The organism is Streptomyces sp. NPDC059080, from assembly GCF_042739975.1.
GTDB lineage: Bacteria > Actinomycetota > Actinomycetes > Streptomycetales > Streptomycetaceae > Streptomyces > Streptomyces benahoarensis.
In genome coordinates, this window is the sequence record NZ_JBHYGX010000014.1 from 94,035 (window position 1) to 119,205 (window position 25,171).

Consider the following 25,171-nt stretch of genomic DNA (forward strand, 5'->3'; position numbering starts at 1 on the left):
GCTGAGGCAATGCAGGTGCGTTTCCCTCCCTCGCGCCCGACCCGGCGCGGGGATCCCCCACAGAGGCGAGGAGGTCGGTCGAGATGGTCCTCGCTCTGCTCGTGAGCGGCGCGGTCGTGGTGCTGGTGCTGCTGGGGCTTTTCGTCTTCGGGCTGCGGCGGCGGCTCATCCAGCGGTCCGGCGGCACCTTCGACTGCAGCCTGCGCTGGGACGTACGGGAGGACGAACGCGAGCCCAGCGGCAAGGGCTGGATCTACGGCGTCGCCCGCTACAACGGTGACCGCGTCGAGTGGTTCCGTGTCTTCTCCTACGCGCCGCGGCCCCGCCGCTTCCTGGAGCGCTCCGCCATCGAGGTCGTCGAGCGCCGCACCCCGCAGGGCGAGGAGGAGCTGGCGCTGCTCTCCGACTCCGTCGTCCTCGTCTGCTGCCACAGCGGCACCCGCCTGGAACTGGCGATGAGCGAGGACGCCCTCACCGGCTTCCTCGCCTGGCTGGAGGCGGCACCGCCCGGCCAGCGGGTCAACGTTGCCTGAAAGAGAGCCCCGCTGAAGGGGGTGCCCCCGGACGGAGTCTGGGGGAGGGTCAATGTTGCCTAAAAGGGAGCCCCGCTGAAGGGGGTGCCCCCGGACGGAGTCTGGGGGAGGGTCAATGTGGCCTGAGCGGGCGCGCCGGTCGATTCCGTAAGGCCCGCTCACGCCCGTACGACTACGGCGGCGGTTCCACGCCCAGCTCCTGGGCAAGGACGGCCGCCTGCACCCGGCTGCGGAGCCCCAGTTTGGCCAGCAAGCGGCTGACGTGCGTCTTCACGGTGGCCTCGGCCATCTCCAGCCGCACCGCGGCCTCGGCGTTCGACAGGCCGCGGCCCAGTACGCCCAGGACCTCCCGCTCGCGCCGCGTCAGCGCCTCCAGCACCGCGGGGTCGGGCCCGGGCCCCGTACGCTCCCGGGGTGCGGAGGCCCCGGCGAATTCCGCGATCAGACGGCGGGTGACCGCGGGTGCGATGAGCCCGTCCCCGGCGGCCACCGTGTGCACCGCGGCCAGCAGCGCCGTGGCGTCCATGTCCTTGAGCAGGAATCCGGCGGCCCCGGCGCGCAAGGCACCGAAGACGTACGCATCGAGGTCGAAGGTGGTCAGCACCAGGACGTCCGCCAGCCCCTCGGCGACGATCCGGCGGGTGGCCGAGACGCCGTCCAGCCGCGGCATCTGGACGTCCATGAGGACGAGATCGGGGCGCAGCTCGCGGGCGAGACGGACCGCCTCCTCGCCGTCCGCGGCCTCCCCGGCGACCTCGATGCCGGGGTCGGAACGGAGGATGAGGACGAGCCCGGCGCGGACGGCGGACTGGTCCTCGGCGACGACGACGCGCCGCGGGTGCGGGGGTGTGCCGGTCATGTCGGGGGTGCCTCCTCGGCGGCGGGGAGTGTGGCCCGTACCCGCCATACGGGGCCGTCGGGGCCGTCCGCCGGGCCCGCGTCGCAGGCGCCGCCCAGCAGGGCGGCGCGCTCACGCATGCCGGTCAGCCCGGCGCCCGAGCCCGGTACCCGCGCGCCGCCCGGCCCGCGGCGGGTGCCGTACGGGCTGGTCACGACGAGGAGGAGCGGGCCGCCGGGCGCCCGGTCGAGGCGGACGGTGACCTCGCCGGGCGCGGCGTGCTTGAGGGCGTTGGTCACGGATTCCTGGACGATGCGGTATGCGGCCAGCTCCACGGGGGCGGGGAGGGTGGCGGGGGTGCCACCGGGCCGGGCAGCGCCGTCGCCGGTCCGTGTGCCGTGGCCGGGCCGGGAGCTGCCGCCGGGCCGGGCCCCGTCCTCGTACTCCTGGCGGCCGTCGTGGAGGCTGAAGCTCAGCCCGTCGCCCGCCCCCGTCGCCCGGGCGCGGGTGAGGAGGGCCGGGAGGCCGTCGAGGGTGGGGACGGCGGGTGGTTCGCCGTCGGCCTCGGAGCCGCCGGAAGCGCGCAACAAGCCGATGAGGCGGCGCATTTCGGCCAGGCCCCGCACGCTGTTCTCCCGGATGACGCCCAGCGCCTCCCGGGTAGCGGCCGGATCGTCGAGGGTCTGTGCGGCGGTGGTGTGCAGCGCGATGGCCGACAGATGCCCGGCGACCACGTCGTGCAGCTCCCGCGCCATCCGCGCGCGCTCCCCGGCGACCGCCTGCGCCCGGTCCGTCTCCGCGAGCAGCGCGATCTGCTCGGCCCGCAGCCGGGCCGCCTGGGCCGCGTCGCGGTGATGGCGGACGATCAGGCCCGTCCAGGCGGGAGTGAGGGTGATCAGCCCGAGGAAGACGCCGACGAACAGCGCCTGCGGGTCGCGGGCCACGGCGAGCGCGATCAGCGTGCCGAGGACGGTCACCAGCGCGGTGCCCGGCGGGATGCGGCGGGCCGCGTGGGGCCCGCCGTGGAGGACCGCCGCGTACACCAGGTCGGTGAACATCACGACGGTGGCGAGCAGCGTCCCGGCGCAGGTGTCCAGCGCGAGCGCGGCGGTGGCGAGCGCCAGGCCGGTCAGCGGTGCGGTGCGGCGCAGCAGTTCGGCCCCGGCGGCAACGGCCGCCGCCACCAGGGACGCCCACGGCGGCAGCCCCGGCACCGGCGGCGCGCCGCGCAGGCCCAGCGCCCACAGCAGCACCCCGCCGAGCAGCCCGGCGGCCGCGATGAGGACGTCGTCGCGGTGCGGGCGGACGGGGCGGGAGAGCGGCGGCACCCGTCCATCCAACACGGCCGGGGCGGCGCCCGCCTCGTCGTTCCGGCGGGCCGTCCCGGCGTCGCCACTCCATCGAAAGATGCAGCCGGAATCATCGCCGGCGACGACGCCCCGGGCCGGGTGGCGGCGGCAGTCTTGAGGCGTCCCGGAGGAGGAACGCCATGGTTGTCACGTTGATCGTCGTCTGCGAGGTCGGGTTCTGGGTGCTGCTCGCGGCCGGTCTGGCGCTGCGGTACGGGTGCCGGATGCCGCGCACCGGCGCCGCCGTGCTGCTGTTGGAGCCGCTGTTGGAGCTGGTGTTGCTGACCGTCACCGCGATCGATCTGCGCAACGGCGCCACGGCGGACTGGAGGCACGGCCTCGCCGCCGTCTACCTCGGCTGCACCGTCGCCTACGGCCCGTACACGATCCGCTGGGCCGACGGCCATGCCGCGCACCGCTTCGGCGGCGCCCCGCGGCCGGTGAAGCCGCCCCGCTACGGACCGGCCCGTGCCCGCCACGAGGGGAAGCTGTGGCTGCGGACGGTCGTGATGGGCGCCGTCGCTGCCGGACTGCTGCAGCTGGCGGCCTGGTACGTCGGGGACGGCGACACCGCGACGCTGCGGGAGTGGCAGCTCACCATGGCCCGGCTGGTGGCCGTCCACGGCGTGATCGCCCTGTCGTACCTGCTGTGGCCGAAGAAGGCGCCGGCCGGGGAGCCGGAGGCGGCGCGGCGGCGCCCGAAGGTGCTGCGCTGAGCGCGGTCCGGGCCGCCGACGGGGGCGGCCCGGACCTGTACGACGACGGCCACCGCTCGTACGACTGCGACTACGGCTACCGCTCGCCGCCCGGCACCCACAGCACGTCCCCGACCTCCTTGTTGGCCGTACGGGCCAGGATGAACAGCAGGTCGGAGAGGCGGTTGAGGTAGGTGGCGGTGAGCGGGTTCATGGTGTCGCCGTGCTCCTCGAACGCCGCCCACGTGGCGCGCTCGGCGCGGCGGACGACCGTGCACGCCTGATGCAGCAGCGCGGCACCGGCGCTGCCGCCGGGGAGGATGAAGCTGCGCAGCTTCTCCAGCTGTTCCAGGAAGCGGTCGCAGTCCGCCTCCAGCTTGTCGATGTAGCTCTGCTCGACGCGCAGCGGCGGGTACTTCGGGTCCTCGACGACCGGGGTGGACAGGTCGGCGCCGACGTCGAAGAGGTCGTTCTGCACGCGCAGCAGCACCGCCCGGACGTCCTTGGGCAGTTCGCCGAGGGCCAGGGCCACACCGAGCGCCGCGTTGGCCTCGTTGGTGTCCGCGTAGGCGGCGATCCGGCGGTCGGTCTTGGCGGTGCGGCTCATGTCGCCCAGGGCGGTGGTGCCCTTGTCGCCGGTGCGGGTGTAGATGCGCGTCAGATTCACCATGGCACGAGCGTACGCGGCGCTCTGCCGGGCGGGTCCGACGCGCGGGGCCCGGCCCGTCGCGGGGTCCGAACTCCGCCGCGCGCGGGGTCGTCTGACGGCCTTCCGGGTGACGCGGGACACGGACGGACGGGCCGCCGGGCGCCGTTCGCCGGGGCCGGGCGTGACGCGTGTCTCTTACCTACCAAACGATCGCTCAGTACGGATAACGTCACCCTGACCGATTCTGGAACACACAGGGTGTGAGGGGACAGCAGTGGCAAAGAAGCTCGCCGTCATCGGTGCCGGACTCATGGGATCCGGTATTGCGCAGGTCTCCGCCCAGGCGGGGTGGGACGTGGTGCTCCGCGATGTGACGGACGGGGCGCTGGCCCGCGGAAAGGGCGGCATCGAGGCGTCGTACGCGAAGTTCGTCGCGAAGGGGAAGCTGGGCGCGGACGCCGCCGAGCAGGCGCTGGCCCGGATCACCACCACGACCGATCTGGACGCGGTCGGCGACGCGGATGTCGTCGTCGAGGCGGTCTTCGAGAAGATCGAGGTCAAGCGGGAGATCTTCCAGGCGCTCGACAAGCTCGCCAAGGACGACGCGGTCCTCGCCTCCAACACCTCCGCGATCCCGATCACGAAGATCGCCGCGGCCACCTCCTGCCCGGAGCGGGTCGTCGGCACGCACTTCTTCTCGCCGGTGCCGATGATGCAGCTGTGCGAGCTGGTGCGCGGCTACAAGACCAGCGACGAAACCCTCGCCGCCGCCCGCGAGTTCGCCGAGTCCGTCGGCAAGACCTGCATCGTCGTCAACCGCGACGTCGCCGGTTTCGTCACCACCCGGCTGATCTCCGCGCTGGTCGTCGAGGCCGCCAAGCTCTACGAGTCGGGCGTGGCGAGCGCCGAGGACATCGACCTCGCGTGCAAGCTGGGCTTCGGTCACGCGATGGGTCCGCTGGCCACCGCCGACCTCACCGGCGTCGACATCCTGCTGCACGCCACCGACAACATCTACGCCGAGTCGCAGGACGAGAAGTTCGCGCCGCCGGAGATCATGCGGCGGATGGTCGACGCGGGCGACCTCGGCCGTAAGAGCGGCCGCGGGTTCTACACGCACTGAACGGCGGCGCGTCCTGGCATCCTGGAAGGCTCAGGAGGAGGCACGCCCACGGGCGCTGACGCGATGTCAGTTCGCGGACGGCGAAGTGGTCACCCCGTCGGGTGAATTCGGTATCGGTTCGCTCACGGGCGGAAACTTCGCCGTCGGAGAGGCAGTCAGTTCGGTAGACCTCCAGCACGGCACCACACCATTCGGGGAGCGCATATGCACATCAAGGGCGACCACGCCGAGCTGATCGTCGGGGGCCGCCTCGACGTCCGCAGCGCGGCGGACGCCCGTACGGCCCTGCACACCGCCGTCGACTCCGGATGCGGCGATCTCGTGCTGGATCTGACCGAACTGGACTCCTGGGACGCCACGGGGCTCGGCGTGATCATGGGGGCGCACCGCCGCGCGGGCCGGGTCAACCGCCGTCTCGTGCTGCGCGGGGTGCCGCCCCAGATGCAACGGCTGCTGGTCGCCACCCGGCTGCACCGCATTCTCGCCATCGAGGGCGGGCTTGCGGCGGAGACGCTGCCCCGGGTGTGAGTCCCGGCGGGCCCGGTCGGCCGCGTTCCGCGGCCGCTCCGGGCCGTTCGCGTCCGTCGATTCCGCGGTCATACCGTAGGAACGGGTCGTTCCGGACATGTCAGGGCCCCGGCGGCGGGCCCGTACCATCCCGGGGCTAGGGTCACCTCCGCGTCCGCGGCACCCGCGGCGGCTGACCCCGGCCCCGCCCGCACCGCGCGGCCGAGGCCGGCCGGACCACACGACGACGGCGCGCACCCGGCCCACGAGGACGGGCCCGCGCGGCCGGGCGGAGCGAACAGAAGGGCATCTGGGGGCTGTGACCATGGACCCGAACACCCGGCGGGGACCCGACGAGAGCGGCATCCCGGCGGGCGGCGACGAACCCGGCGCACCGGCCTTCGGCGGGATGCGGACCGGCCCCGAAGAGCCAGTCCGCACCGTCCGCCTCGTCGCCGGACGCTACCTCGTCACCGTCAACCCCCTCGACGGCAGCGAGATGGAGCCCTGCCCGCCCGGGGAACGCCCCGCCGAACCCGACCGGCGGGACGCCGAGGAACGCGCCGAGGCCGCCCGCGCGGCGGCACCCCCGGTGCCACCCGGCGCGCCCGTCCACGCCTCCCGCGCCGCCACGTTGGAGGAGCGCGGCGAGGAGACCGAGCGGCTGGTGCGCCTGCTGACCCGCGGCCGCTCGGTACGGCTCACCGGGCCGTCCGGCGCGGGCCGCACCCGCCTCCTCGACGCCGTCGCCACCGCCTGCGCCGGGATCGCCCCCGACGGCGTCGTCCGCCTCTCCGGCTACCACCGCACCCCCACCGACCTGCTGTACGCGCTCCTCGCCGCCGTCCACCGCGCACCGCAGTACCGGCCGGACCGCGAGGAGCTGCCGCGGCTGCTCGCCGGGATCGGCGCGATCGTCGTCCTCGACGACCTGGAGTTCGGCGGCCGGGCCCTGGACGAACTGCTCGACGCCACCCCCGAGTGCGCCTTCCTCTTCTCCGCCACCCCCGACGTCGCGGCGCCCAGCCCCGGCTGCCCCGTCGAGGAGGTCTTCCTCGGCGGCATCGGCCGCGATGCCGGTCTGCGGCTCCTGGAGCGCGCCGTGCAGCGGCCGCTGACCGACGAGGAGACCGCCTGGGCCGCCGAGTTGTGGTTCGAGTCCGAGGGGCTGCCGCTGCGTTTTGTCCAGGCGGCGGCGCTGCTGCGGCTGCGCGACCGGCCCGACGGCGCCCCCGTCGACGGCCCGGGCCTCTTCGCGCCCGCCTCCGCGGGCGTCCCCGGGCAGCCCCACGCCCCGCTGCCCTCCGCCGCCGACACCGCGGCGCCCGCGCCGGTGATCGCCGGACGGCTGGGCCCGGCCGCCCAGGAGACGCTGCGCTTCGCGGTGGCGCTCAGCGGCGAACTCCCGCACCAGGCCCACCTCCCGGCCCTCACCCAGGACGCCCACGCCGACGCAGCCCTCGGCGACCTCCTCGGCTGCGGGCTGATCACCCCGGCGGGCGGCCACTACCGGCTCGCCGCCACTGTCCGGGACCAACTGGCCGCCGCCGGATACGCCGACGGCGCGACCGCCCGGGCGCACACCGCGACCCAGCACTACGCCTGGTGGGCCGGGCACCCCTCGGTCACCCCGGAGCGCGCCGCGGCCGAGGCGGACGCCGTGCTCGCCGCGATGGCCGCGCTCACCGCGGGCCGGGAGAGCGGCCACGCCAGCGCCGCCGTGCTGCTGGCCCGTACCGCCGCTCCGGCGTTCGCCGCCGGGCTGCACTGGAGCGCCTGGGAACGCGCTCTGCGCCACGGCCAGGAGTCCGCGCGGCTGGCCGGCGAGGTCGCCGAGGAAGCCTATTTCCACCACGAGTTGGGCGTCCTGGCGCTCTGCGGCGACAGCCTCGACCGGGCGCGCGCCGAACTGGAGGCGTCCATCGGGCTGCGCGGGGTGCTCTCCGACCGCAGCGGCGCGGTGGCCGGCCGCCGCGCCCTCGCCCTCGTCGCCGACCGGGAGCGGCAGAGCGCCGAGGGCACCGGCTCCCCGCCGCCGCCCGCGCCCGGCGCCGCCGTGCCGCCCGCGACGTCGTCGTCCACCACCGGGCCGCGCCGTGCCGCCCCCGGCCCGAAGACGCCGGTGGCCGGGACACCGGTCGTCACCTTCCGCCCCGCGCCCGCCGCGAAGAAGGGCGACGAGACCGCCGTCCAACCGGCCCTCGCGGCCCGGAAGTCCGCCACCACGCGCCGCAATCTCACCGCGGCGGGCGCGGGCGTGCTGCTCGCCGCGGTGCTCGGCACCGTCGTCACGCTCGGCGCGACCTCCGGCGGCGGCGACAACCGCCCCGGCGGCCGCACCACCCTGGAACAGCCCACCGAACCGGACGAGGAGCCGACGACGCCCGGGGACACCTGGTCCCCGCAGGCGCCGCCGCCCGCCACCGCCGCCTCGGCCACGCCGTCGCAGGAGGCGGAGAGCCCGTCCCCGTCGACGGACGCGCCCACCACCGCCTCGCCCACCGGCTCCCCGACGCCGACGGACCCGTCGACCGGCCCGACCCGGCCCACCGGCCACCCCACCGAGCCGACGAGCCACCCGACCCGGCCCACACACCGGCCGACGGAGCCGACGCCCACCGACGACCCGACGGACGAGCCGACGACACCGGAGCCGACCGACCCCACCGGCAAGCCGACCGACCAGAGCCCGTCCGCCTCCGACCCGCAGAACCACGGCACCGCCGCCCGCACGGCCACCGGGTCGGGCACCGGATCGGACACCCCGGCGGCCTGACGCCGGGGCCGAGGCCCGCGCCCGTACGGAAACGCGCAGCGGCCCGGTACGGATCCGGCCGCCCCTGGGGGCAGCCGGGCGCGTACCGGGCCGTCGTACGGGACCGGAGGGCCGGCCGGGGTCAGAAGAGGCGGAGCTTGTCGTCCTCGATGCCGCGCAGGCCGTTGTAGTCGAGCACCACACAGCCGATCTTGCGGTCGGTGGCCAGCACCCGCGCCTGCGGCTTGATCTCCTGGGCGGCGAAGATGCCCTTCACCGGAGCCAGGTGCGGGTCGCGGTTGAGGAGTTCGAGATAGCGGGTGAGCTGCTCCACGCCGTCGATCTCGCCACGCCGCTTGATCTCCACAGCCACGGTCTGCCCGTCGGCATCACGGCACAGGATGTCCACCGGGCCGATGGCGGTGGGGTATTCGCGCCGAATCAGCGAATAGCCCTCGCCGAGGGTTTCGATGCGGTCGGCGAGCAGTTCCTGGAGGTGGGCCTCCACGCCGTCCTTGATCAGACCAGGGTCGACGCCCAGTTCGTGCGAGGAGTCGTGCAGGACCTCCTCAAGGGTGATGACGAGCTTCTCGCCGCCCTTGTTCTCCACCGTCCAGACCTGGCCGTCGCCCTCCTTGAGGGTGCACGGCGGCGACATCCAGTTGAGGGGCTTGTAGGCGCGGTCGTCCGCGTGGACGGAGACCGAACCGTCCGCCTTCACCAGGATGAGGCGGGGGGCGGAGGGCAGATGGGCGGTGAGCCGGCCCGCGTAGTCCACGGAGCAGCGGGCGATGACGAGACGCATGGGGCGTCACGCTACTCGACCGGGGGCCACCCGCGCGATTCGCCCCGGAGGTGCGGACGTTTCCGGGGGAAACCCCCGCACCTCCGGCGGCGGCCCTTGGCCGGTTGTCTGTGCAATCTTCTGGTGCCGGGCTCTTGCGCGGCCTACCGTTGATGCGGGGGGTCGTGAGGCAGACACGCTCCGTCGCGATGCCCCCTATCCCGTTCCGTGAGGCCCCCCGTTCCGGCGGGGCCGCGAGAGGAGAACCTCATGTCGCTCGACGTCTCACCGGCCCTCCTCGAACAGGCCGAGCGAGGCGAGGTCGACGAAGCCGCATTTGTCGACTGCGTCCGCACCTCCCTGCCCTACGCATGGGGAATGATCAGCTCGCTGGTGGACCGGCTGAAGGCGGACGGCGGGGAGTTCGCCGACAATCTGACGCCGCCGCCGGACGAGCAGGCGCGCGGTCAGTTGCTGCGTGCGCTGGCGAGCGATGCGATCCGTGGATCGCTGGAACGTCACTTCGGTGTCCGTCTCGCTTTCCAGAACTGCCATCGCGTCGCGGTTTTCCCCCTCGACCCGGCGGTCGACGACCGCCTGGCCCGCTTCACCTCCCTCCGTGGCCAGTTGCTGAACCAGTCGCCCGTACTCCGCGACTGCTGACCGGCTCCGCTGCCGCCGCGCACCCTTTCCACGCGCCCTTCCGGCGCCATGCACACGGGTGCGCGCGGCAGCGGCACCGACCGGACCGCTGACACACCGGCGTACCGCGCGGCACCGTACGCCCCGTCCGGCGTACGGCCGCCCGGCCGGTCACCCCAACTGCGGTGTGACGTCCCCGCCGAGGCGGCGGACGTTCTCCTCGGTGGCCGCCAGATCACCCGAGCCCTCGACGAGCAGCGCATGGGTGGTGATGCCCGTACGCTCCGCCGTCGCCGCCAGCTTGTCCGCGCACTGCCGCGGCGTCCCGACGGGATGCAGCGCGCACAGCTTCTCCGTGTACGCGACCGGGTCCCGCATGGCGCGGGCCCGGCCGTCGACGGTGACATGCGCGCCCAGCCCCTGGCGCAGCCAGCCGGGCATCGCCTTCGTCAGCGTCTCGACCGCGTCCCGCCGGTCGTCGGCGATCTGCACCACACCGGCCGAGACATGGCGGGCGGCCGCGATCTCGTCGCCGTCCCGCCCGGCCTCCCGCGCCGCGGTCCGCCACAGCGCCACCATCTCGGCCTTCTCGTCGTCCGCGCAGTGCATGCCCAGCAGCATCGGCAGCCCGCGCGCGGCCGCCAGCCGTACCGACGCGGGGGAGGTGCACGCCACCAGCACGCCGGGGCCCGGCAGTTCCGCGTCCGGGGCGTCGGGCGGCGCCAGCGCCTGCGCGGGGCGCGGCACCACCGCCACCTCCCGGAACGCGTACCGCTCGCCCGCCGCGCCGACCCGCGGCTCGCGCAGCCAGCGCAGCAGCAGATCGAGCGACTCCGGGAAGCCCCGCTCGTACGCGGCGAGACCGGCGCCGAAGACCTCCAGATCGACCCAGGGGCCGCCGCGGCCGACGCCGAGGGTGAAGCGGCCGCCGGAGGTGAGGTGCAGCAGCGCCGCCTGCTCACCCAGCGCCACCGGATGCTGGGTCGGCAGCACGCTGACCGCGGTGCCGACGCCGATCCGTTCCGTCCGGCCCAGCAACAGGGCGGCGAGCGTCACCGCCGACGGGCAGACGCCGTACGGCACGAAGTGGTGCTCCGCCAGCCATACGTCATCGAGCCCCGACCGCTCCGCGACCTCCGCGCAGCGGACCGCTCTGTACAGTGCTTCCCCCTGTCCCTGGCCCGGGAATTGAGCGGCCAGGACGAAAGCCCCAACGCGCATCGCTCTCTGCCTCCTCGCAGCCGACGGGGCTTCCCCCCACTCAGGCAATAACGGCTGACACGTGCCAAAGGCACGGTCCGGCGCACGGTTCTGCCGATGATCGCAGGAACGCACCGGGCCCGCCGCGACCGCCTGTGCGGCGCGTACGCTGGTGACGGCCCGTGAACCCGCAGATCTCCCGAGGTGCCCTGTGTCTCCGCGTCGAAACCGCCAGCGTGGCGGTGCGAAGCCCGCCGAACGCGCAGAGGGGGACCGCTACGGTCTGGAACAGACCGCGGAGTGGCGCGGGGAGGAGTGGGCCGTCCGTCACGTCGGCGGTGGCGGCGCCGCCAAGCACTACCGCTGCCCCGGCTGCGATCAGGAGATCCCGCCGGGCGTCCCGCACGTCGTCGCCTGGCCGCAGCTCGGCGACGTCGGCGACCGCCGCCACTGGCACAAGGCGTGCTGGAACGCCCGGGACCGCCGCAGCGCCCGGCTCCAGCGGTCGCGGAACGCGCCGCGGTACTAGTTTCCCCGGCGCGCGTCTTCCCGGTCCGCCGCCTCCCGCAGCCGCCACAGCCAGCCCAGCGCGGCCGTCGGACGTCACCGGGTTTTCCGCGGGGCGCCAAGGCGCGGTGCGGAGGTGCGGCCCGGTCCGGACGTACGAGGCGCATGCGGCCCGGCGTACGGGAACGGCGAAGGGCGTGCCCGCCGGTCCCGCGCCGAGGCGGAACGGGCGGGCACGCCCTGGTGTCCTCCGGGGAGGAGCCGACCTACACGTCGCGCTTCGACTGGGCGGCGAAGGCGGCGCCCAGGACGACCGCGGTGGCGCCGATCAGGATCCAGAGGGGCTCCCAGCCCTGCGGGCCGGTGTCCGTGCCGAGGAACGGGTTGCCGTACAGCGACGCCAGCGAGTTGGGCACCGAGTACTCGATCAGGGCCTTGCTCACCGACTTCAGGCTCTCCGAGCCGAGCATGAAGACCGCCAGCAGCATCGGCAGCAGCACCAGGCCGAGCATGGCGCTGATGGCGCCCGCGGAGTGCCGCAGCAGGGAGCCGACGGCGAGCGCCAGCAGGCCGAGCACCGAGACGTACAGACCGGCGCCGACAGTGACCCGGAACCATTCGCCGGACGTCGGGTCCGGGCCGCTGACCATGCCGTTGGTGAGCACGGCGACGAGCGTGGTGGTGATCGTCGTGATGACGAAGGCCAGCGCGGTGAAGACGAGGGCCTTGGCGGCGAGCACCCGGGCGCGGCTGGGGCAGGCGGTCATCGTCGTACGGATCATGCCCGTGCCGTACTCGGACGAGATGACCAGGACGCCCAGCGGGATGATGCAGAGCGTGCCGAGCAGGACGCCGAAGAACGCCATGCCGAGCTTGGGGTCGACGTACCGCTGCGTGCCCAGTGCGAGGGCGGTCAGCGTGCCGATGCCGAAGATCAGGACGAAGAGCGCACCCAGCGTCCACAGCGTCGAGCGGACCGAACGGATCTTGGTCCACTCGGAGGCGAGCGCATGCCCGAGGTGGGTGGAGCGCACCGGGATCGGCGAGGTGTACCCGGCGGGCGCACCCTGGGGCACGCCGGGATGCGGCTGCCCCTGGTGGAACGCGGGGCCGGGCTGCTGCCCCGGGGCGGCGAACCCCTGGGCGGGCGGCTGCGGGGCCTGCGGGGCGCCCGCCTGCGGGACGTACGCAGCGGGGCCCGGCTGACCGGGCGGGGCGGCCGGGGCCTTCAGCATCATCGTGCCGGGCTCCTTGGCCAGGCTGCCGCCGGCCGCCAGCGGCTGCGGCGGCGGGCCGTCGCCCTGGTGGGCGGGGAGCTGCTGGGCCCTGAGCATCATCGTCCCCGCCTCACGGGCGGGCGGCTGCGGCACGGAGCCGAGCACGACGGTGCCGTGCTCCCGGGCGGGCTGCTGGCCTTGGGGGGCGGCGGGTGCGGGCTGGGCGGCGCCGGTGGGATGGGCCGGGGCCGTACCGGGCTGGGCCGGAGCCGCGCCCTGCGGGGCGGGCGAGGGCTGCGAGGCGGCCGGGTCCTGCGGCGGGGCCTCGGGCGGCCGGCCCGGGGCAGCGGGTTGCGCCGGGGCGGCGGGCGGCCGGCCCTGGCTCGCGGGCTGTCCCTGCGCCGCGGCGTCGTCGTTCGGGCCGCGCTCGGGCTGCGGCTGCTGAGGGCTGGTCATCGGGCTTCCTCGTGGTGCGGCGCGGTCGGGTCGGCGGGAGCGGCCGGCGGCATCGGGGCCGCGGGCGGCTGCGGGGCGTACGGGTTCGGCTGTGCGCCGGGCACCGGACCCTGCGGCACCGGACCTCCCTGTGCGGGCGGCGGGTACCCCTGGCCCGGGGCGGCCTGCGGCGCGTACGGGCCCTGGGGGGCGTACGGGTTCGGCTGCGCGCCGGGCACCGGGCCCTGGGGCACCGGGCCGCCCTGGGCGGGCGGGAAGCCGTGCGGGGCGCCGAGCTGCTGCGGGTGCCCGGCGGGTACCTGCTGGAGTCCGGCGCGCGCGTCGGAGGCCGAGCGGTAGTCCACCGCGCCCTGGGTCAGGCGCATGTACGCCTCTTCCAGGGACGCCTGATGCGGCGACAGCTCCCAGAGCCGGACGCCCGCCTCATGGGCGAGATCGCTGATGCGGGGCAGCGGCAGTCCCGTCACCCGCAGCGCGCCGTCCTGCTCGGGCGCGACCTGGGCACCGGCCGCACCGAGCGCCGCGGTCAGCTTCTCGCGCTGCCCCGGCTCGGTGCCGGGCGTACGGACCCGGGCGAAGTCGGCGGAGTTGGCCGAGATGAAGTCCTTGACCGGCATGTCCGCCATCAGCTGGCCCCGGCCGATCACGATCAGATGCTCGGCGGTCAGCGCCATCTCGCTCATCAGGTGCGACGAGACGAAGACCGTACGGCCCTCCGCCGCCAGCTGCTTCATCAGGTTGCGCACCCACAGGATGCCCTCCGGGTCGAGGCCGTTGACCGGCTCGTCGAAGAGGAGCACCTGCGGATCACCCAGCAGCGCGGCGGCGATGCCCAGCCGCTGCCCCATGCCGAGGGAGAAGCCCTTGGAGCGGCGCCCCGCGACGTCCTGGAGACCGACCACGCCGAGCACCTCGTCGACCCGGCGGGCCGGAATGCCCGACAGCTGCGCCAGCGACAGCAGATGCGCCCGCGCGCTGCGCCCGCCGTGCACCGCCTTGGCGTCCAGCAGCGCGCCCACCTGCCGCGGGGCGTTGGGGAGCTGGCGGAACGGACGGCCGCCGATGGTGGCGTGGCCCGACGTCGGGGCGTCCAGGCCCAGGATCATGCGCATCGTCGTGGACTTGCCGGAACCGTTCGGCCCCAGGAAGCCCGTGACGGTGCCCGGCCGCACCTGGAACGACAGGTTGTGCACGGCCGTCTTGGCGCCGTAGCGCTTCGTCAGGCCGACTGCCTCGATCATTCTCCGCCCCTCGCGAGATGGTCGGGGCAGAGGCGCCCTCGTGCCCCCGTGAGGATTAGGAGGCTATCCGTCCCTTGACGGTTCTCGCCAAAACGGGGCGCGCCCGGCCGCACCCACGGCCCGCACCCGCCCCGCGCTCCCCGCTCCCCGCGCTCCCGCCCCCGTACGCCCCGCTCAGGCGTCGCGCCGCTTCAGCAGAACGTAGCCGCAGACCAGCGCCGCCGCCGTCCACGCCGCCATGATCCCGAAGCCGCCCCACGGTCCGTACGGCACATCGGTGGAGCGGGGGACCACCTGCATCACCTTCTGACCCGCCTGGTCGGGCAGATACCGGCCGATCTTCCGGGTCGCGGAGACATTGCCGAGGATGTTGGAGACGAGGAAGAAGAACGGCATCAGGATGCCCAGCGACAGCATCGGGCTGCGCAGCATCGTGGCCACCGCCATCGAGAACAGCGCGATCATCGTCATGTACAGCCCGCCGCCGAACACCGCGCGCAGCACCCCGGGATCGCCGAGGTGCGCCCGGTGGTCGCCGAGCATCGCCTGCCCCGCGAAGAACGCGAGGAAGCCGGTGGCCAGGCCGACGACGAAGACCAGCGCGGTCGCCACCGTCAGCTTGCAGAACAGGAAGGTGCCCCGCTGCGGTACGGCCGCCAGCGAGCTGCGGATCATGCCGGTGCTGTACTCGTTGGAGACCACCAGCACGCCGAACACGATCATCGCCAGTTGGCCGAGGCCCATCCCGGCGAAGCTGACGTTGGTGGCGTCGAAGGTCAGCCGGTCGCGCACCGGCATGGTGCGGAAGTCGTTCGCCGCCAGCGCGCAGATCAGCACGCCCAGCGCGACGGTGACGACCACCGCGATGCCCAGTGTCCACACCGTCGACCGCACCGAGCGGATCTTCGTCCACTCCGAGCGCAGCACCTGCCCGACCGCCGCCATCGTCATCTCCCCTTCTTCCGCCAGTCGCTGCCCCAGCCGCCGGGTGCGGCCGCCACGCCGGGCGGCGCCGACGGCACCGGCCCCTCGGCCCGCCCCGGCTTCCCGTCGTGCGCGTGGTACTCCACCGACTCCGCCGTCAGCCGCATGAACGCCTCCTCCAACGACGCCTGCTGCGGACTCAGCTCATGCAGCACCAGGCCGTGACGGGCCGCCAGTTCCCCCAGCCGCTCCGACGGCTCCCCGTCGACCTCCAGGGCGCCGCCGGCCGCCTCGACCGCCATGATCCGCTCGGCGTGCAGCACATCCCGCAGCCGCTCCGGCTCCGGCGACCGCAGCCGCACGTACGCACGCGAGTTGCCGCGGATGAACTCCGCCATCGACGTGTCCGCCAGCAGCCGCCCGCGCCCGATCACCACCAAGTGGTCCGCGGTCAGCGCCATTTCGCTCATCAGATGCGAGGAGACGAAGACCGTGCGGCCCTGGGCGGCGAGGTTCTTCATGAGGTTGCGGATCCAGTGGATGCCCTCCGGGTCGAGGCCGTTGACCGGCTCGTCGAAGAGGAGCACCCGCGGATCCCCCAGCAACGCCGCCGCGATCCCCAGCCGTTGCCCCATCCCGAGCGAGAAGCCCTTGGACCGCTTCCTCGCGACGGAGGTGAGGCCGACGGTGTCCAGCACCTCGCCGACCCGGCGCCGCGGGATGCCGTTGCTCTGCGCCAGACACAGCAGATGCGCCCGCGCGCTGCGCCCGCCGTGCACCGCCTTGGCGTCCAGCAGTGCCCCGATCGACCGCAGCGGATCCGTCAGCCGCCGGTAGTGCTCCCCGTCGATCCGCACCGAACCGGACGTCGGATTGTCCAGATCCAGCATCATGCGCATGGTGGTCGACTTGCCCGCGCCGTTCGGGCCGAGGAAACCGGTGACGATGCCCGGCCGCACCGTGAAGGTGAGGCGGTCCACCGCGACCTTGTCACCGTAGTGCTTGGTCAGCCCGTCCAGCTCGATCATGTAAGCACGCTAAGGCCGCCCGGAAACCCCCGCCACCGGACGGCCGCCGCCCGGACGGCCGAGCGCCCCCGTACCGCCTGACAGGCGGGATGCCGTTGGTACAGGCGGAACGGGGGCGCTCGTACGGGCCGGAAGGGCGTCGGGCGTCAGCGGGACTGCTGGGCCGGGATGCCGCGGGAGGTGGTCTCGTCGTCCGGGACGCCGGCGGCGGCGACGGCCGCGCCGGTCAGCGTCGCCAGCATCTCGCGGACGTTGGTGAGCTGGGCGTTGATCGAGTCGCGGCGGTTGGTGAGCGCCGCCAGCTCGCGCTCGGACTCGCTGCGGACGCGGTCGGCCTTCTGGTTGGCGTCGGCCACGATGTCCTCGGCCTGGCGCTGCGCGGTCTCCACCGTCTGACGGGCCCGGCGCTCCGCGTCCGTCCGCAGCTTCTCGGCCTCCAGCCGCAGCTGCTCGGCGCGGTGCTCGATCTCCGCGAGGCGCTTCTCGGCCTTGGCCTGACGCGAGGCGAGGTCGCGCTCGGACTGCTCGCGGCGCTTGGCGAGGTTGGTCTCGAAGTCCGCGGCGGCCTGGGCGGCCTTGGCGCGGGTCTCCTCGAAGAGGGAGTCCGCCTCCTCCCGCTTGGACTGCGCGTCCTTCTGGGCCTCGGAACGGAGCGTGGACGCGTCGCTCTTGGCGTTCTCGACGATCCGCGAACCCTCGTCCTCGGCCTTCGACTTGCGCTCGACGGCGAACTGCTCGGCGTCGTTACGGACCTGCTGGGCGGCCGACTCGGCCAGCTCGCGGTGCTGCTCGGCGGCGCGACGGGCGTCCTCGCGCAGCTCCTGGGCCTCCTCCTCGGCGAGACGGAGGATCTTCTCGACGCGGGCCCCGAGCCCCGCGTACGACGGCTCGACGTCGGTGACCTGGGCCTGGGCGTTCTGCGTTTCGAGGTGTAGCTCCTCGATCCGCTTTTCCAGCGAGGTGATACGGGCCAGCGCGCTGTCGCGGTCCGCGACAAGCTTTGTAATGCGGTCATCCACCTGACCGCGGTCGTACCCACGCCGCACGAGCTCGAAGCCGAAGGGGGAGGAAGTGTCGCTCATGGGGTTCCTGTCGAAAGAGACCGGTGAGGTGATAAGGAGAATCCTAGGGGCCCGACCGGCGTGTCATCGAGCCCATGTCCGTTTGAAGAGGAGAATGACCCCTCATTTGAGTGGCTACCCTTCAGACTGCTTGCCACTCGAACGAGTTGACGATGCCCCTGCGGCGGCCTTGCCGCCCCCGGCCTTACCGTCCCCGGCACCCGGCGTCTCGAACGACTCCAGGGCCTCCAACACATCCTGCACCCGCGAGATCTCGGTGTTGATGTCCTTGCGGCGACGCGACAGGACGTCCAGCTCCCGACGGCCCTCCTCGATGATCCGGGCGGCCTCGGCCTCGGCCTCGGTGTGCATCCGCTCCGCGTTGCGCACCGCCTCGGCCCGCTTGTTCTCGGCCTCCTTGATGAGCCCTTCGGCCTTCTTCACCGCCGCGATCCGGACCCGGCTGGCCTCGCTGTTCGCGTCCGACACCAGCTTCTCGGCCTTCTCCTCGGCCTCCGTCTGCTGCTGCGTCGCCTGCGCGATGAGCTTGTCGACCCGCTCACCGGCGTTCTTCATCGTCTCCGACGACTCCCGGCGCGCCCGGTCGTGCAACTCCTCGACCTCGGACTCGACGCGGGTCCGCAGCTCCTCGGTGCGCTCCCTTATGGCCGTCGCGTCCCCGCGCGCCTCGCTCAGCAGCGTATCGGCGTCCGTACGGGCCTTCTCCACCCGCGCGTTGCCCTCCGTCGTCGCCTCCTGGACGATCCGGTTGGCCTCCTTGCGGGCCGCGCCGACCATCGTGTCGGCCTGCTCCTCGGCCGCGGCGGCCGCCCGCACGGCCTCCTCCTGGGCCTTCGCGACCAGCTGATCGGCCTGCTCGGCGGCGTCCGCGCGGCGCTTGGCGGCGTCCTTGCGCGTCTCGTCCCGCAGCTGGTCGGCCGCCTCCTGCGCCTCGGCTCGCAGCCGCTCCGCCTCGGCCTCGGCGTCCTCCTTGACCTTGGCCGATTCGCTGCGGGTACGGGTGGCGTGCTCCTGCGCCGAGGTGACCGTCTCGGCGGCCTCGGTGCGCAGCCGGTCCGATTCGGCGGTCGCGGTGGCCACCATGCGGTCGGCCTGCTCCCGGGCGTCCGCCCGCGTACGGTCGGCGTCCCGCTCGGCCCGCGCGCCGGTCGCGGCCGCCTCCGTCCGCAGCTTCTCGGCCTCGGTACCCGCCTCCTTCAGCAGCTCGTCGGCCTGGACCGCGGCGTCCGAACGGGTCTTGTTGGCGGCCTTACGCGCCTCGTCGCCGGTGCGCTCCGCCTCCGTCCGCGCCTGCTCCAGCGCCTGCTCGGCCTCCTCCCGAAGCCGCTCCGCCTCCGCGGTCGCCTCGGCCAGCCGCGCCCGCGCCTGCTCCTCGCCCTCGGCGCGGATCCGCTCGGCGGCCTCCTGGGCCTCCTTGACCGTACGGTCGGCGTCCTCCTGTGCCGAAGCGGTCAGCTCCGTTGCCTCGTTGACGATCCGTTCGGCTTCCGCGCGGGCCTCGGTGACCAGCCGGTCGGCCTGCTCCGCGGCCTCCGACCGGATGCGGTTGGCGTCGCCCCGCGCCTCCGCACGGGCCCGCGCCGCGTCCTGCTCACCGGCGGCCAGCGCGTCCGACGCGTCGGTCCGCAGCTGCTGCGCCTTGGCGGTGGCGTCCGCGACCAGCTTCCCGGCCTGCGCGGTGGCGTCCCCGACCAGCTTCTCGGCCTGCGCGGTCGCCTCGGTGACCAGCCGGTCCGCCTGCTCTGCGGCCTCCGTACGGGCCGTGCCCGCGTCCCGGCGCGCCTCGTCGAGGACCTCCGCGGCCTCGGCGCGCAGCCGTTCGGCCTTCTCGGCGGTCTCGGTGCGCAGCCGTTCGGCCTTCTCGGCGGTCTCGGTGCGCAGCCGCTCGGACTCCTCGATGGCCTCCGTGACCGTCCGCTCCGCCAGCTCCTGCGCGGCCCGGGACGACTCCTGCGCCTGCTGCCGGACCCGCGTCGCGTCCTCGGATGCCCGCTCGCGCTCGGCGTAGGCGTCCGCGCGGACCCGCTCGGCCTCCTCGCCGGCCTCCGTCCGCGTCCGCTCCGCCGCCTGCTCGGCCGCCGACCGCAGCCCGGCGATCTCCTCCTCGGCCTGCCCGTGCAGCCCGGAGACCGCGTCCCGCACCTCCTGCGCGGCGGTCTCGGCGGTCGTCACCAGCTCCTCGGAGTGCTGCTCGGCCTCCCCGACCAGGCGCTCCGCCTCGGCCTGCGCCTCGCTGACGCGGGTACGCGCCGACGTCAGCAGCTCCTCGCTCTGCTCCCGCGCCGAGGTGCGCTCCTGGTGGGCCTCCTCGCGGGCCTCGCCCAGCAGCTGCTCGGCCTCCCGGCGGCGCCGCGCGGCCTCCTCCTGCGCCGCGGACAGCGCCTCGGCCGCTTCGTTACCGGCCCGCTCGGCGGCCGCCTCGGCCTCCGCCCGCACCCGGTCGGCGCTCTCCCGCGCCCGGCCCGTGAGCCGCTCCGCCTCGGCCGCCGCCTCGGTCCGCAGCCGCCCGGCGGCCGACTCGCCCTCCGTACGGGCCGCCGACGCGTCCTGCGCGGCCTCGGTCCGCAGCCGCTCGGCCTCCTCCTCGGCCTGCTGCTGGAGCGTACGGCGCCGTTCGGCGGCCTCCGCCGTGAGCCGGGCCGCCTCCTCCTGGGTCTCGCGGCGCAGCCGCTCCGCCTCGGCGCGCGCCTCGCGCAGCGCCTCCTCGGCCGACGCGACCTTCTCCTCGGCGTCCGCCGTGAGCCGGTCCAGCTCGGCCTGCGCCTCCTCGCGGCGCTCCGCGACGGCCGTCTCGGTCTCCTCGCGCAGCCGCGTCGCGGACTCCTCCGCCTCCGACGCGACCAGCTCCGCGGCCTGCGCGCCTTCGGAGCGCAGCTCCTCGGCCTCGGTACGGGCCCGCTCCAGCGCCTGCTCGGCCTGGCGGCGCAGCGCGGTGGCCCGCTCGATGGCCTCGGTGCGGACCCGCTCGCTCTCCGCACCGGCCTTGGTACGGGTCTCCTCGGCGTCCGCCTTCGCCTTGGTCAGCAGCTCCTCGGCGGACCCGGCCGCCTCCTCGATCTGCTGGACCGCCTCGCGGCGCGCCTCGCCGCGGATCCGCTCGCCCTCCGCGACGGCGTCGGCGCGCAGTTGCTCCGCCTCGCCGCGCAGCCGCCGCGCCTCCTCCTGGAGTTCGGCGGTCTTGGCGCGGTACTCCTTGGTGTCGTCCTTCGCCGCGCCCTTGAGCTGCTCGGCGGTGTCGTGCGCCTCCTCGCGCAGCCGGTCGGCCTCCGACTCGGCCTCGGTGCGCAGCCGTTCGGCCTCCTCGGCCGCTGCCTTCGTGGTGGCCTTGGCGTCCTCGGACGCCTTGGTCAGCACCTCCTCGGCGGTCCGCGCGGCCTTCGCCAGCTGCGCCGCGGAGTCCTCCGCCGCCTTGCCCCGGGCCTCCTCGCGGGCCTCGTCGACCAGCCGCTCGGCCTCCGCCGCGGCGTCCGCCCGCAGCTGCTCGGCCTCGGCCCGCAGCGCCTCGGCCTCCTTGGTGGCCTCGCCGACCAGCCGGGCGATCTCCGCCTTGGCCGTACGGGTGCGCTGCTCGTTCTCCGACTCGGTGGCCGACAGGCGCTTGGTGGCGTTCTGCTGCGCCTCCTCGACCAGCTTCTCGGCCTCGGCGCGCGCCTCGCGCAGCGCCGTGTCGGCTTCCTTCAGCCGCGTCTCGGCGGTACGGGTCAGCTCGGCGGCCGCGCGGCGCGCCTCCTCCGACTCGCTGCCCACGCTCGAACGCAGCTGCTCCGCCTGGTCGGTGGCCTCCTGGGCCTGGGTGGAGGCGACGCTCAGCAGCCGCTCGGCGTCGGCCCGCGCCCGGCGCAGGATGGATTCCGCTTCGGCGCGGGCCTCCTCCGCCTCGGTGCCCAGCCGCTCCCGGGCCCGCTCGGCCAGCCGCTGCGCCTCGGACCGCGCGGCCGACAGCGCCTGCTCGGCCTCGGCCCGCGACTCGTCCATCAGACGGCGGGCCTGGGACTCCGTACGGGCGCGCAACTGCTCGGCCCAGGCGACGTTTTCGTTGACGTGCGACTCGACGGTCTGACGGCGTTCGTTCAGCTCCTCGTCGAGCCGCTGGCGGCGCTCGACCGCCTCGGCGTGCAGCTCGGACTCCATCCGGGCCTGCCGCTCGGACTGCTCCTGGAGTAGCCGCTGGGTCTGCGCCCGGGCCTCGCGCAGCTCCCGCTCGGAGTCGGCGCGCAACTGCTCCGCCTGCATCTGGGCGTTGCGCAGCAGCTGTTCGGCCTGATGACTGACGTTGTCGTAAGCGGGCCGGCTCGCGATCGTGCGGCGCGCCTCGTGCAGCTTGGCGCGCAGCACCTCGACCTGATAGCCGAGGTCGTCGGCGTGCTGGACGGCCTTGTCCCGCTCGGTCTTCAGCCGTTCCATCTCGGCCTCGAACTGCGAGAGGTGATCGGCCTCAGCCCGCTGACGCTCCTGGCGCTCGTTGCCCCGCACTGCGCGGTCCCATCCGTCCCATGGTCATGGTGGTGGCCGTCCCCGGTGCTGCGGACGCTCGACCCGTACACGTCACGTCGTACGAGGCTGCGCCTCCGGAGCCGACCCTTCCGAAGAAATGGTGTCAGATCATCGGCGGAGTATGGACCGAGCCCCATCCCCAGGAAGCGCTCGCACCGTGCGTGAGCACCTCGTACCCCGGCCGAAGCAGCACTCTACCGGCCGGGGAGGACATCGGTCAGTGGCCGGCCGGGGCGGAGGGCGCCGCCGTGACCAGTTCGGTCAGCACGCCGTGGCAGTCCTTGGGGTGCAGGAACGTGATCCGTGACCCCATGGAGCCGGTCCGGGGCTCGTCGTAGAGGACCCGGACGCCCTTGTCGCGGATGTCCGCGGCGTCGGAGTCGACGTCGGCGGTGCCGAAGGCGATGTGGTGCACGCCCTCGCCGTTCTTGGCGAGCCACTTGCCGACCGCGGAGTCCTCGCGGGTGGGCTCCAGCAGCTGGAGGTAGGAGGCGCCGCCGTCCGAGGTCTCGTTGATCCTGAGCATCGCCTCGCGGACGCCCTGCTCCTCGTTGATCTCGGAGTGGAACACCTCGAAGCCGTACGTGGCACGGTAGAACTCGACGGTCCTGTCCAGGTCGAAACAGGCGATCCCGATGTGGTCGATTCGCGTCAGCATGGCTCCAGTGCACCGCTCGCACGGCCGGTTACGCAACGTGCGCGCCGTCACACCCACTTGCCGGTGACCCGGCGCGTACCCCTCAGTACATTGACGGGAACCCTCGTTAACTTCCCTGCAAAGGAAGGCCGCACCGCATGTCTGCAACGAACGGAACCAACGGCACCACCTCCGTGATCGTGGCGGGGGCGCGCACCCCCATGGGGCGTCTCCTCGGCTCCCTGCGCTCCTTCTCCGGCGCCGACCTCGGCGGGGTGGCCATCAAGGCGGCGCTGGACCGCGCGGGCATCGGCGGCGACCAGGTGCAGTACGTGATCATGGGCCAGGTGCTCCAGGCCGGCGCGGGCCAGATCCCCGCCCGCCAGGCCGCCGTCAAGGCCGGTATCCCGATGAACGTCCCGGCGCTGACCGTCAACAAGGTCTGCCTCTCGGGCCTGGACGCCGTGGCCCTGGCCGATCAGCTGATCCGCGCCGGGGAGTTCGACGTGATCGTCGCCGGGGGGCAGGAGTCGATGACCAACGCCCCGCATCTGCTGCCGAAGTCCCGCGAGGGCTACAAGTACGGCGCCGTGCAGATGCTCGACGCGATGGCGCACGACGGCCTCACCGACGCGTTCGAGAACATCGCGATGGGGGAGTCGACCGAGAAGCACAACACCCGCCTCGGTATCGCCCGCCCCGAGCAGGACGCCTTCGCCGCCCGCTCCCACCAGCTCGCCGCCGCCGCGCAGAAGAACGGGATCTTCGAGGCGGAGATCACGCCGGTGGAGATCCCGCAGCGTAAGGGCGAGCCGGTCGTTTTCAGCCAGGACGAGGGCATCCGCCCGGAGACCACCGCCGAATCGCTCGGCAAGCTTCGCCCGGCCTTCGCCAAGGACGGCACGATCACCGCGGGCTCCGCCTCGCAGATCTCCGACGGCGCCGCCGCGGTCGTGGTGATGAGCAAGGCCAAGGCCGAGGAGCTGGGCCTGGAATGGATCGCCGAGATCGGCGCGCACGGCAATGTTGCTGGCCCCGACAACTCCCTCCAGTCGCAGCCGTCCCACGCCATCCTCCACGCCCTCGGTAAGGAGGGCCTGACCGCCGAGGATCTTGATCTGATCGAGATCAACGAGGCGTTCGCCGCGGTCGCCGTGCAGTCCGTGAAGGACCTCGGGGTGTCCCACGAAAAGGTGAACGTGAACGGCGGCGCCATCGCGCTCGGCCACCCCATCGGCATGTCCGGCGCCCGCCTCGTCCTCCACCTCGCGCTGGAGCTGAAGCGGCGCGGCGGCGGCACCGGCGCGGCCGCCCTGTGCGGCGGCGGCGGCCAGGGCGACGCGCTGATCCTCCGCGTCCCGGGGAAGTGAGCACCACCGGCCCGCGCCGGTGAACCGCACCGTTCCTACGAATCACTGGAAGCCGAAGGAGCCGAGCAGCGATGGTGGACGTTCCGCAGCTGGTGGAGCAGGCACGGCAGGGCCGGCCCCGGGCGGTGGCCCGGCTGATCTCCCTGGTGGAGGGCGCCTCCCCGCATCTGCGGGAGGTGATGGCGGCGCTGGCCCCGCTGACCGGCAACGCCTATGTCGTCGGGCTGACCGGCTCGCCCGGCGTCGGGAAGTCCACCACCACCTCGGCGTTGGTCACCGCGTACCGCAAGGCGGGGAAGCGGGTCGGGGTGCTGGCGGTCGACCCGTCCTCGCCGTTCTCCGGCGGGGCGCTGCTCGGTGACCGGATCCGGATGAGCGACCACGCCTCCGACCCCGGTGTCTACATCCGGTCGATGGCCACCCGGGGCCATCTGGGCGGCCTCGCCTGGGCGGCGCCGCAGGCGATCCGGGTGCTGGACGCGGCCGGGTGCGAGGTGATCCTCGTCGAGACGGTCGGCGTCGGGCAGTCCGAGGTGGAGATCGCCTCCCAGGCCGACACCAGCGTGGTGCTGCTGGCGCCGGGCATGGGCGACGGCATCCAGGCGGCGAAGGCCGGAATCCTGGAGATCGGCGACGTCTACGTGGTCAACAAGGCCGACCGGGACGGCGCGGACGCCACCGCCCGGGAGCTGAACCACATGCTCGGGCTGGGCGCCGCGCGGGCCGCCGGGGACTGGCGGCCGCCGATCGTGAAGACCGTCGCGGCGCGCGCGGAGGGCGTCGACGAGGTCGTCGAGGCGCTGGAGAAGCACCGGGCGTGGATGGAGGAGCACGGCGTCCTGGCCCGCCGCCGCCACGCCCGCGCCGCCCAGGAGGTCGAGACCATCGCGGTCACGACGCTGCGCGAACGGATCGGCGACCTGCACGGCGACCGGCGCCTGGAGGCCCTCGCGGACCGCATCGTCGCGGGCGACTGCGATCCGTACCGGGCGGCGGACGAGCTGGTCGAGGGGATCACCGGGAGCTGACGCGGGCTGTACGGCTGCGGCCCCGGGGGCCGGGGGCCCGGGCGGGGGGGGCCCCCGGGGCCGCATGCACGTGACGGGGCCGCCGGGCCACCCGGGCGCTACGGGGCCGGGC

General features: G+C 74.1%; 21 protein-coding genes. 9 read left to right on the plus strand and 12 right to left on the minus strand.

Annotated elements, in window-relative coordinates:
- The first annotated feature begins 83 nt into the window (after positions 1-83).
- The gene (locus tag ACFWWQ_RS14440; RefSeq protein WP_384595400.1) at positions 84-533 is read left to right on the plus strand and encodes a DUF2550 domain-containing protein; all 450 of its coding nucleotides are present in this window, start codon (positions 84-86) and stop codon (positions 531-533) included.
- A gap of 172 nt (positions 534-705) precedes the next feature.
- Here ACFWWQ_RS14440 and ACFWWQ_RS14445 read toward each other — a convergent pair whose 3' ends face one another.
- Both ACFWWQ_RS14445 and ACFWWQ_RS14450 read right to left on the minus strand, forming a co-directional pair.
- Positions 706-1,392: a response regulator gene (locus ACFWWQ_RS14445; protein ID WP_384595403.1), complete on the minus strand. Its 687-nt coding sequence runs from the start codon at positions 1,390-1,392 to the stop codon at positions 706-708.
- On the minus strand, positions 1,389-2,699 hold the full coding sequence (locus ACFWWQ_RS14450) for a sensor histidine kinase (protein ID WP_384595406.1): 1,311 nt from the start codon (positions 2,697-2,699) through the stop codon (positions 1,389-1,391). The genes ACFWWQ_RS14445 and ACFWWQ_RS14450 overlap by 4 nt, the downstream gene beginning before the upstream one ends.
- Positions 2,700-2,860: 161 nt before the next feature.
- On the opposite strand from ACFWWQ_RS14450, the gene ACFWWQ_RS14455 reads away from it, so the two are divergent.
- A complete protein-coding gene (locus ACFWWQ_RS14455; protein ID WP_384595409.1) occupies positions 2,861-3,436 on the plus strand; it encodes a hypothetical protein in 576 nt (191 codons plus the stop codon).
- A 76-nt stretch (positions 3,437-3,512) separates the two neighbouring features.
- Here the strand turns inward: ACFWWQ_RS14455 and ACFWWQ_RS14460 are convergent, their stop codons facing one another.
- Complete coding sequence (locus ACFWWQ_RS14460; protein ID WP_384595412.1) at positions 3,513-4,085, minus strand: cob(I)yrinic acid a,c-diamide adenosyltransferase; 573 nt, start codon at positions 4,083-4,085, stop codon at positions 3,513-3,515.
- Between the two features lie 253 nt (positions 4,086-4,338).
- Between ACFWWQ_RS14460 and ACFWWQ_RS14465 the strand changes: the two genes are divergently transcribed.
- From ACFWWQ_RS14465 to ACFWWQ_RS14475, 3 genes are all read left to right on the plus strand, one after another.
- Positions 4,339-5,187 (plus strand): 3-hydroxyacyl-CoA dehydrogenase family protein, encoded by an 849-nt coding sequence (locus ACFWWQ_RS14465; RefSeq protein WP_384595415.1) that lies wholly within the window; start codon positions 4,339-4,341, stop codon positions 5,185-5,187.
- Positions 5,188-5,391: 204 nt separating this feature from the next.
- The gene (locus ACFWWQ_RS14470; RefSeq protein WP_143940235.1) at positions 5,392-5,715 is read left to right on the plus strand and encodes an STAS domain-containing protein; all 324 of its coding nucleotides are present in this window, start codon (positions 5,392-5,394) and stop codon (positions 5,713-5,715) included.
- Between the two features lie 304 nt (positions 5,716-6,019).
- Complete coding sequence (locus ACFWWQ_RS14475) at positions 6,020-8,470, plus strand: ATP-binding protein (protein WP_384595419.1); 2,451 nt, start codon at positions 6,020-6,022, stop codon at positions 8,468-8,470.
- A gap of 121 nt (positions 8,471-8,591) precedes the next feature.
- Here the strand turns inward: ACFWWQ_RS14475 and nucS are convergent, their stop codons facing one another.
- Positions 8,592-9,254, minus strand: a complete 663-nt coding sequence (gene nucS, locus ACFWWQ_RS14480) for an endonuclease NucS (protein ID WP_384595422.1) — start codon at positions 9,252-9,254, stop codon at positions 8,592-8,594.
- Between the two features lie 249 nt (positions 9,255-9,503).
- On the opposite strand from nucS, the gene ACFWWQ_RS14485 reads away from it, so the two are divergent.
- Complete coding sequence (locus ACFWWQ_RS14485) at positions 9,504-9,896, plus strand: SCO5389 family protein (protein WP_384595425.1); 393 nt, start codon at positions 9,504-9,506, stop codon at positions 9,894-9,896.
- A gap of 150 nt (positions 9,897-10,046) precedes the next feature.
- Here the strand turns inward: ACFWWQ_RS14485 and ACFWWQ_RS14490 are convergent, their stop codons facing one another.
- Positions 10,047-11,096 (minus strand): LLM class flavin-dependent oxidoreductase, encoded by a 1,050-nt coding sequence (locus tag ACFWWQ_RS14490; protein ID WP_384595428.1) that lies wholly within the window; start codon positions 11,094-11,096, stop codon positions 10,047-10,049.
- Between the two features lie 190 nt (positions 11,097-11,286).
- Between ACFWWQ_RS14490 and ACFWWQ_RS14495 the strand changes: the two genes are divergently transcribed.
- Positions 11,287-11,604: an ATP/GTP-binding protein gene (locus tag ACFWWQ_RS14495; protein WP_384595431.1), complete on the plus strand. Its 318-nt coding sequence runs from the start codon at positions 11,287-11,289 to the stop codon at positions 11,602-11,604.
- A gap of 244 nt (positions 11,605-11,848) precedes the next feature.
- Here the strand turns inward: ACFWWQ_RS14495 and ACFWWQ_RS14500 are convergent, their stop codons facing one another.
- The 7 genes from ACFWWQ_RS14500 to mce form a co-directional block, all read right to left on the minus strand.
- On the minus strand, positions 11,849-12,820 hold the full coding sequence (locus ACFWWQ_RS14500; RefSeq protein WP_384595535.1) for an ABC transporter permease: 972 nt from the start codon (positions 12,818-12,820) through the stop codon (positions 11,849-11,851).
- A gap of 431 nt (positions 12,821-13,251) precedes the next feature.
- On the minus strand, positions 13,252-14,496 hold the full coding sequence (locus tag ACFWWQ_RS14505) for an ATP-binding cassette domain-containing protein (protein WP_384595434.1): 1,245 nt from the start codon (positions 14,494-14,496) through the stop codon (positions 13,252-13,254).
- A 174-nt stretch (positions 14,497-14,670) separates the two neighbouring features.
- Complete coding sequence (locus tag ACFWWQ_RS14510) at positions 14,671-15,441, minus strand: ABC transporter permease (RefSeq protein WP_384595538.1); 771 nt, start codon at positions 15,439-15,441, stop codon at positions 14,671-14,673.
- 2 nt (positions 15,442-15,443) lie between these two features.
- Complete coding sequence (locus ACFWWQ_RS14515) at positions 15,444-16,448, minus strand: ABC transporter ATP-binding protein (RefSeq protein WP_384595437.1); 1,005 nt, start codon at positions 16,446-16,448, stop codon at positions 15,444-15,446.
- Between the two features lie 146 nt (positions 16,449-16,594).
- Positions 16,595-17,530 carry a cellulose-binding protein gene (locus ACFWWQ_RS14520; protein WP_384595440.1) on the minus strand — a complete coding sequence of 312 codons (936 nt, stop codon included), beginning with the start codon at positions 17,528-17,530 and terminating at the stop codon, positions 16,595-16,597.
- A 114-nt stretch (positions 17,531-17,644) separates the two neighbouring features.
- On the minus strand, positions 17,645-22,003 hold the full coding sequence (gene scy / locus ACFWWQ_RS14525; protein ID WP_384595443.1) for a polarized growth protein Scy: 4,359 nt from the start codon (positions 22,001-22,003) through the stop codon (positions 17,645-17,647).
- A gap of 238 nt (positions 22,004-22,241) precedes the next feature.
- The gene (mce, locus tag ACFWWQ_RS14530; RefSeq protein ID WP_384595446.1) at positions 22,242-22,682 is read right to left on the minus strand and encodes a methylmalonyl-CoA epimerase; all 441 of its coding nucleotides are present in this window, start codon (positions 22,680-22,682) and stop codon (positions 22,242-22,244) included.
- Between the two features lie 137 nt (positions 22,683-22,819).
- Between mce and ACFWWQ_RS14535 the strand changes: the two genes are divergently transcribed.
- Both ACFWWQ_RS14535 and meaB read left to right on the plus strand, forming a co-directional pair.
- The gene (locus tag ACFWWQ_RS14535) at positions 22,820-24,031 is read left to right on the plus strand and encodes an acetyl-CoA C-acetyltransferase (RefSeq protein WP_384595449.1); all 1,212 of its coding nucleotides are present in this window, start codon (positions 22,820-22,822) and stop codon (positions 24,029-24,031) included.
- A 71-nt stretch (positions 24,032-24,102) separates the two neighbouring features.
- Complete coding sequence (gene meaB, locus ACFWWQ_RS14540) at positions 24,103-25,059, plus strand: methylmalonyl Co-A mutase-associated GTPase MeaB (protein ID WP_384595452.1); 957 nt, start codon at positions 24,103-24,105, stop codon at positions 25,057-25,059.
- The last annotated feature ends 112 nt before the right edge of the window (positions 25,060-25,171 follow it).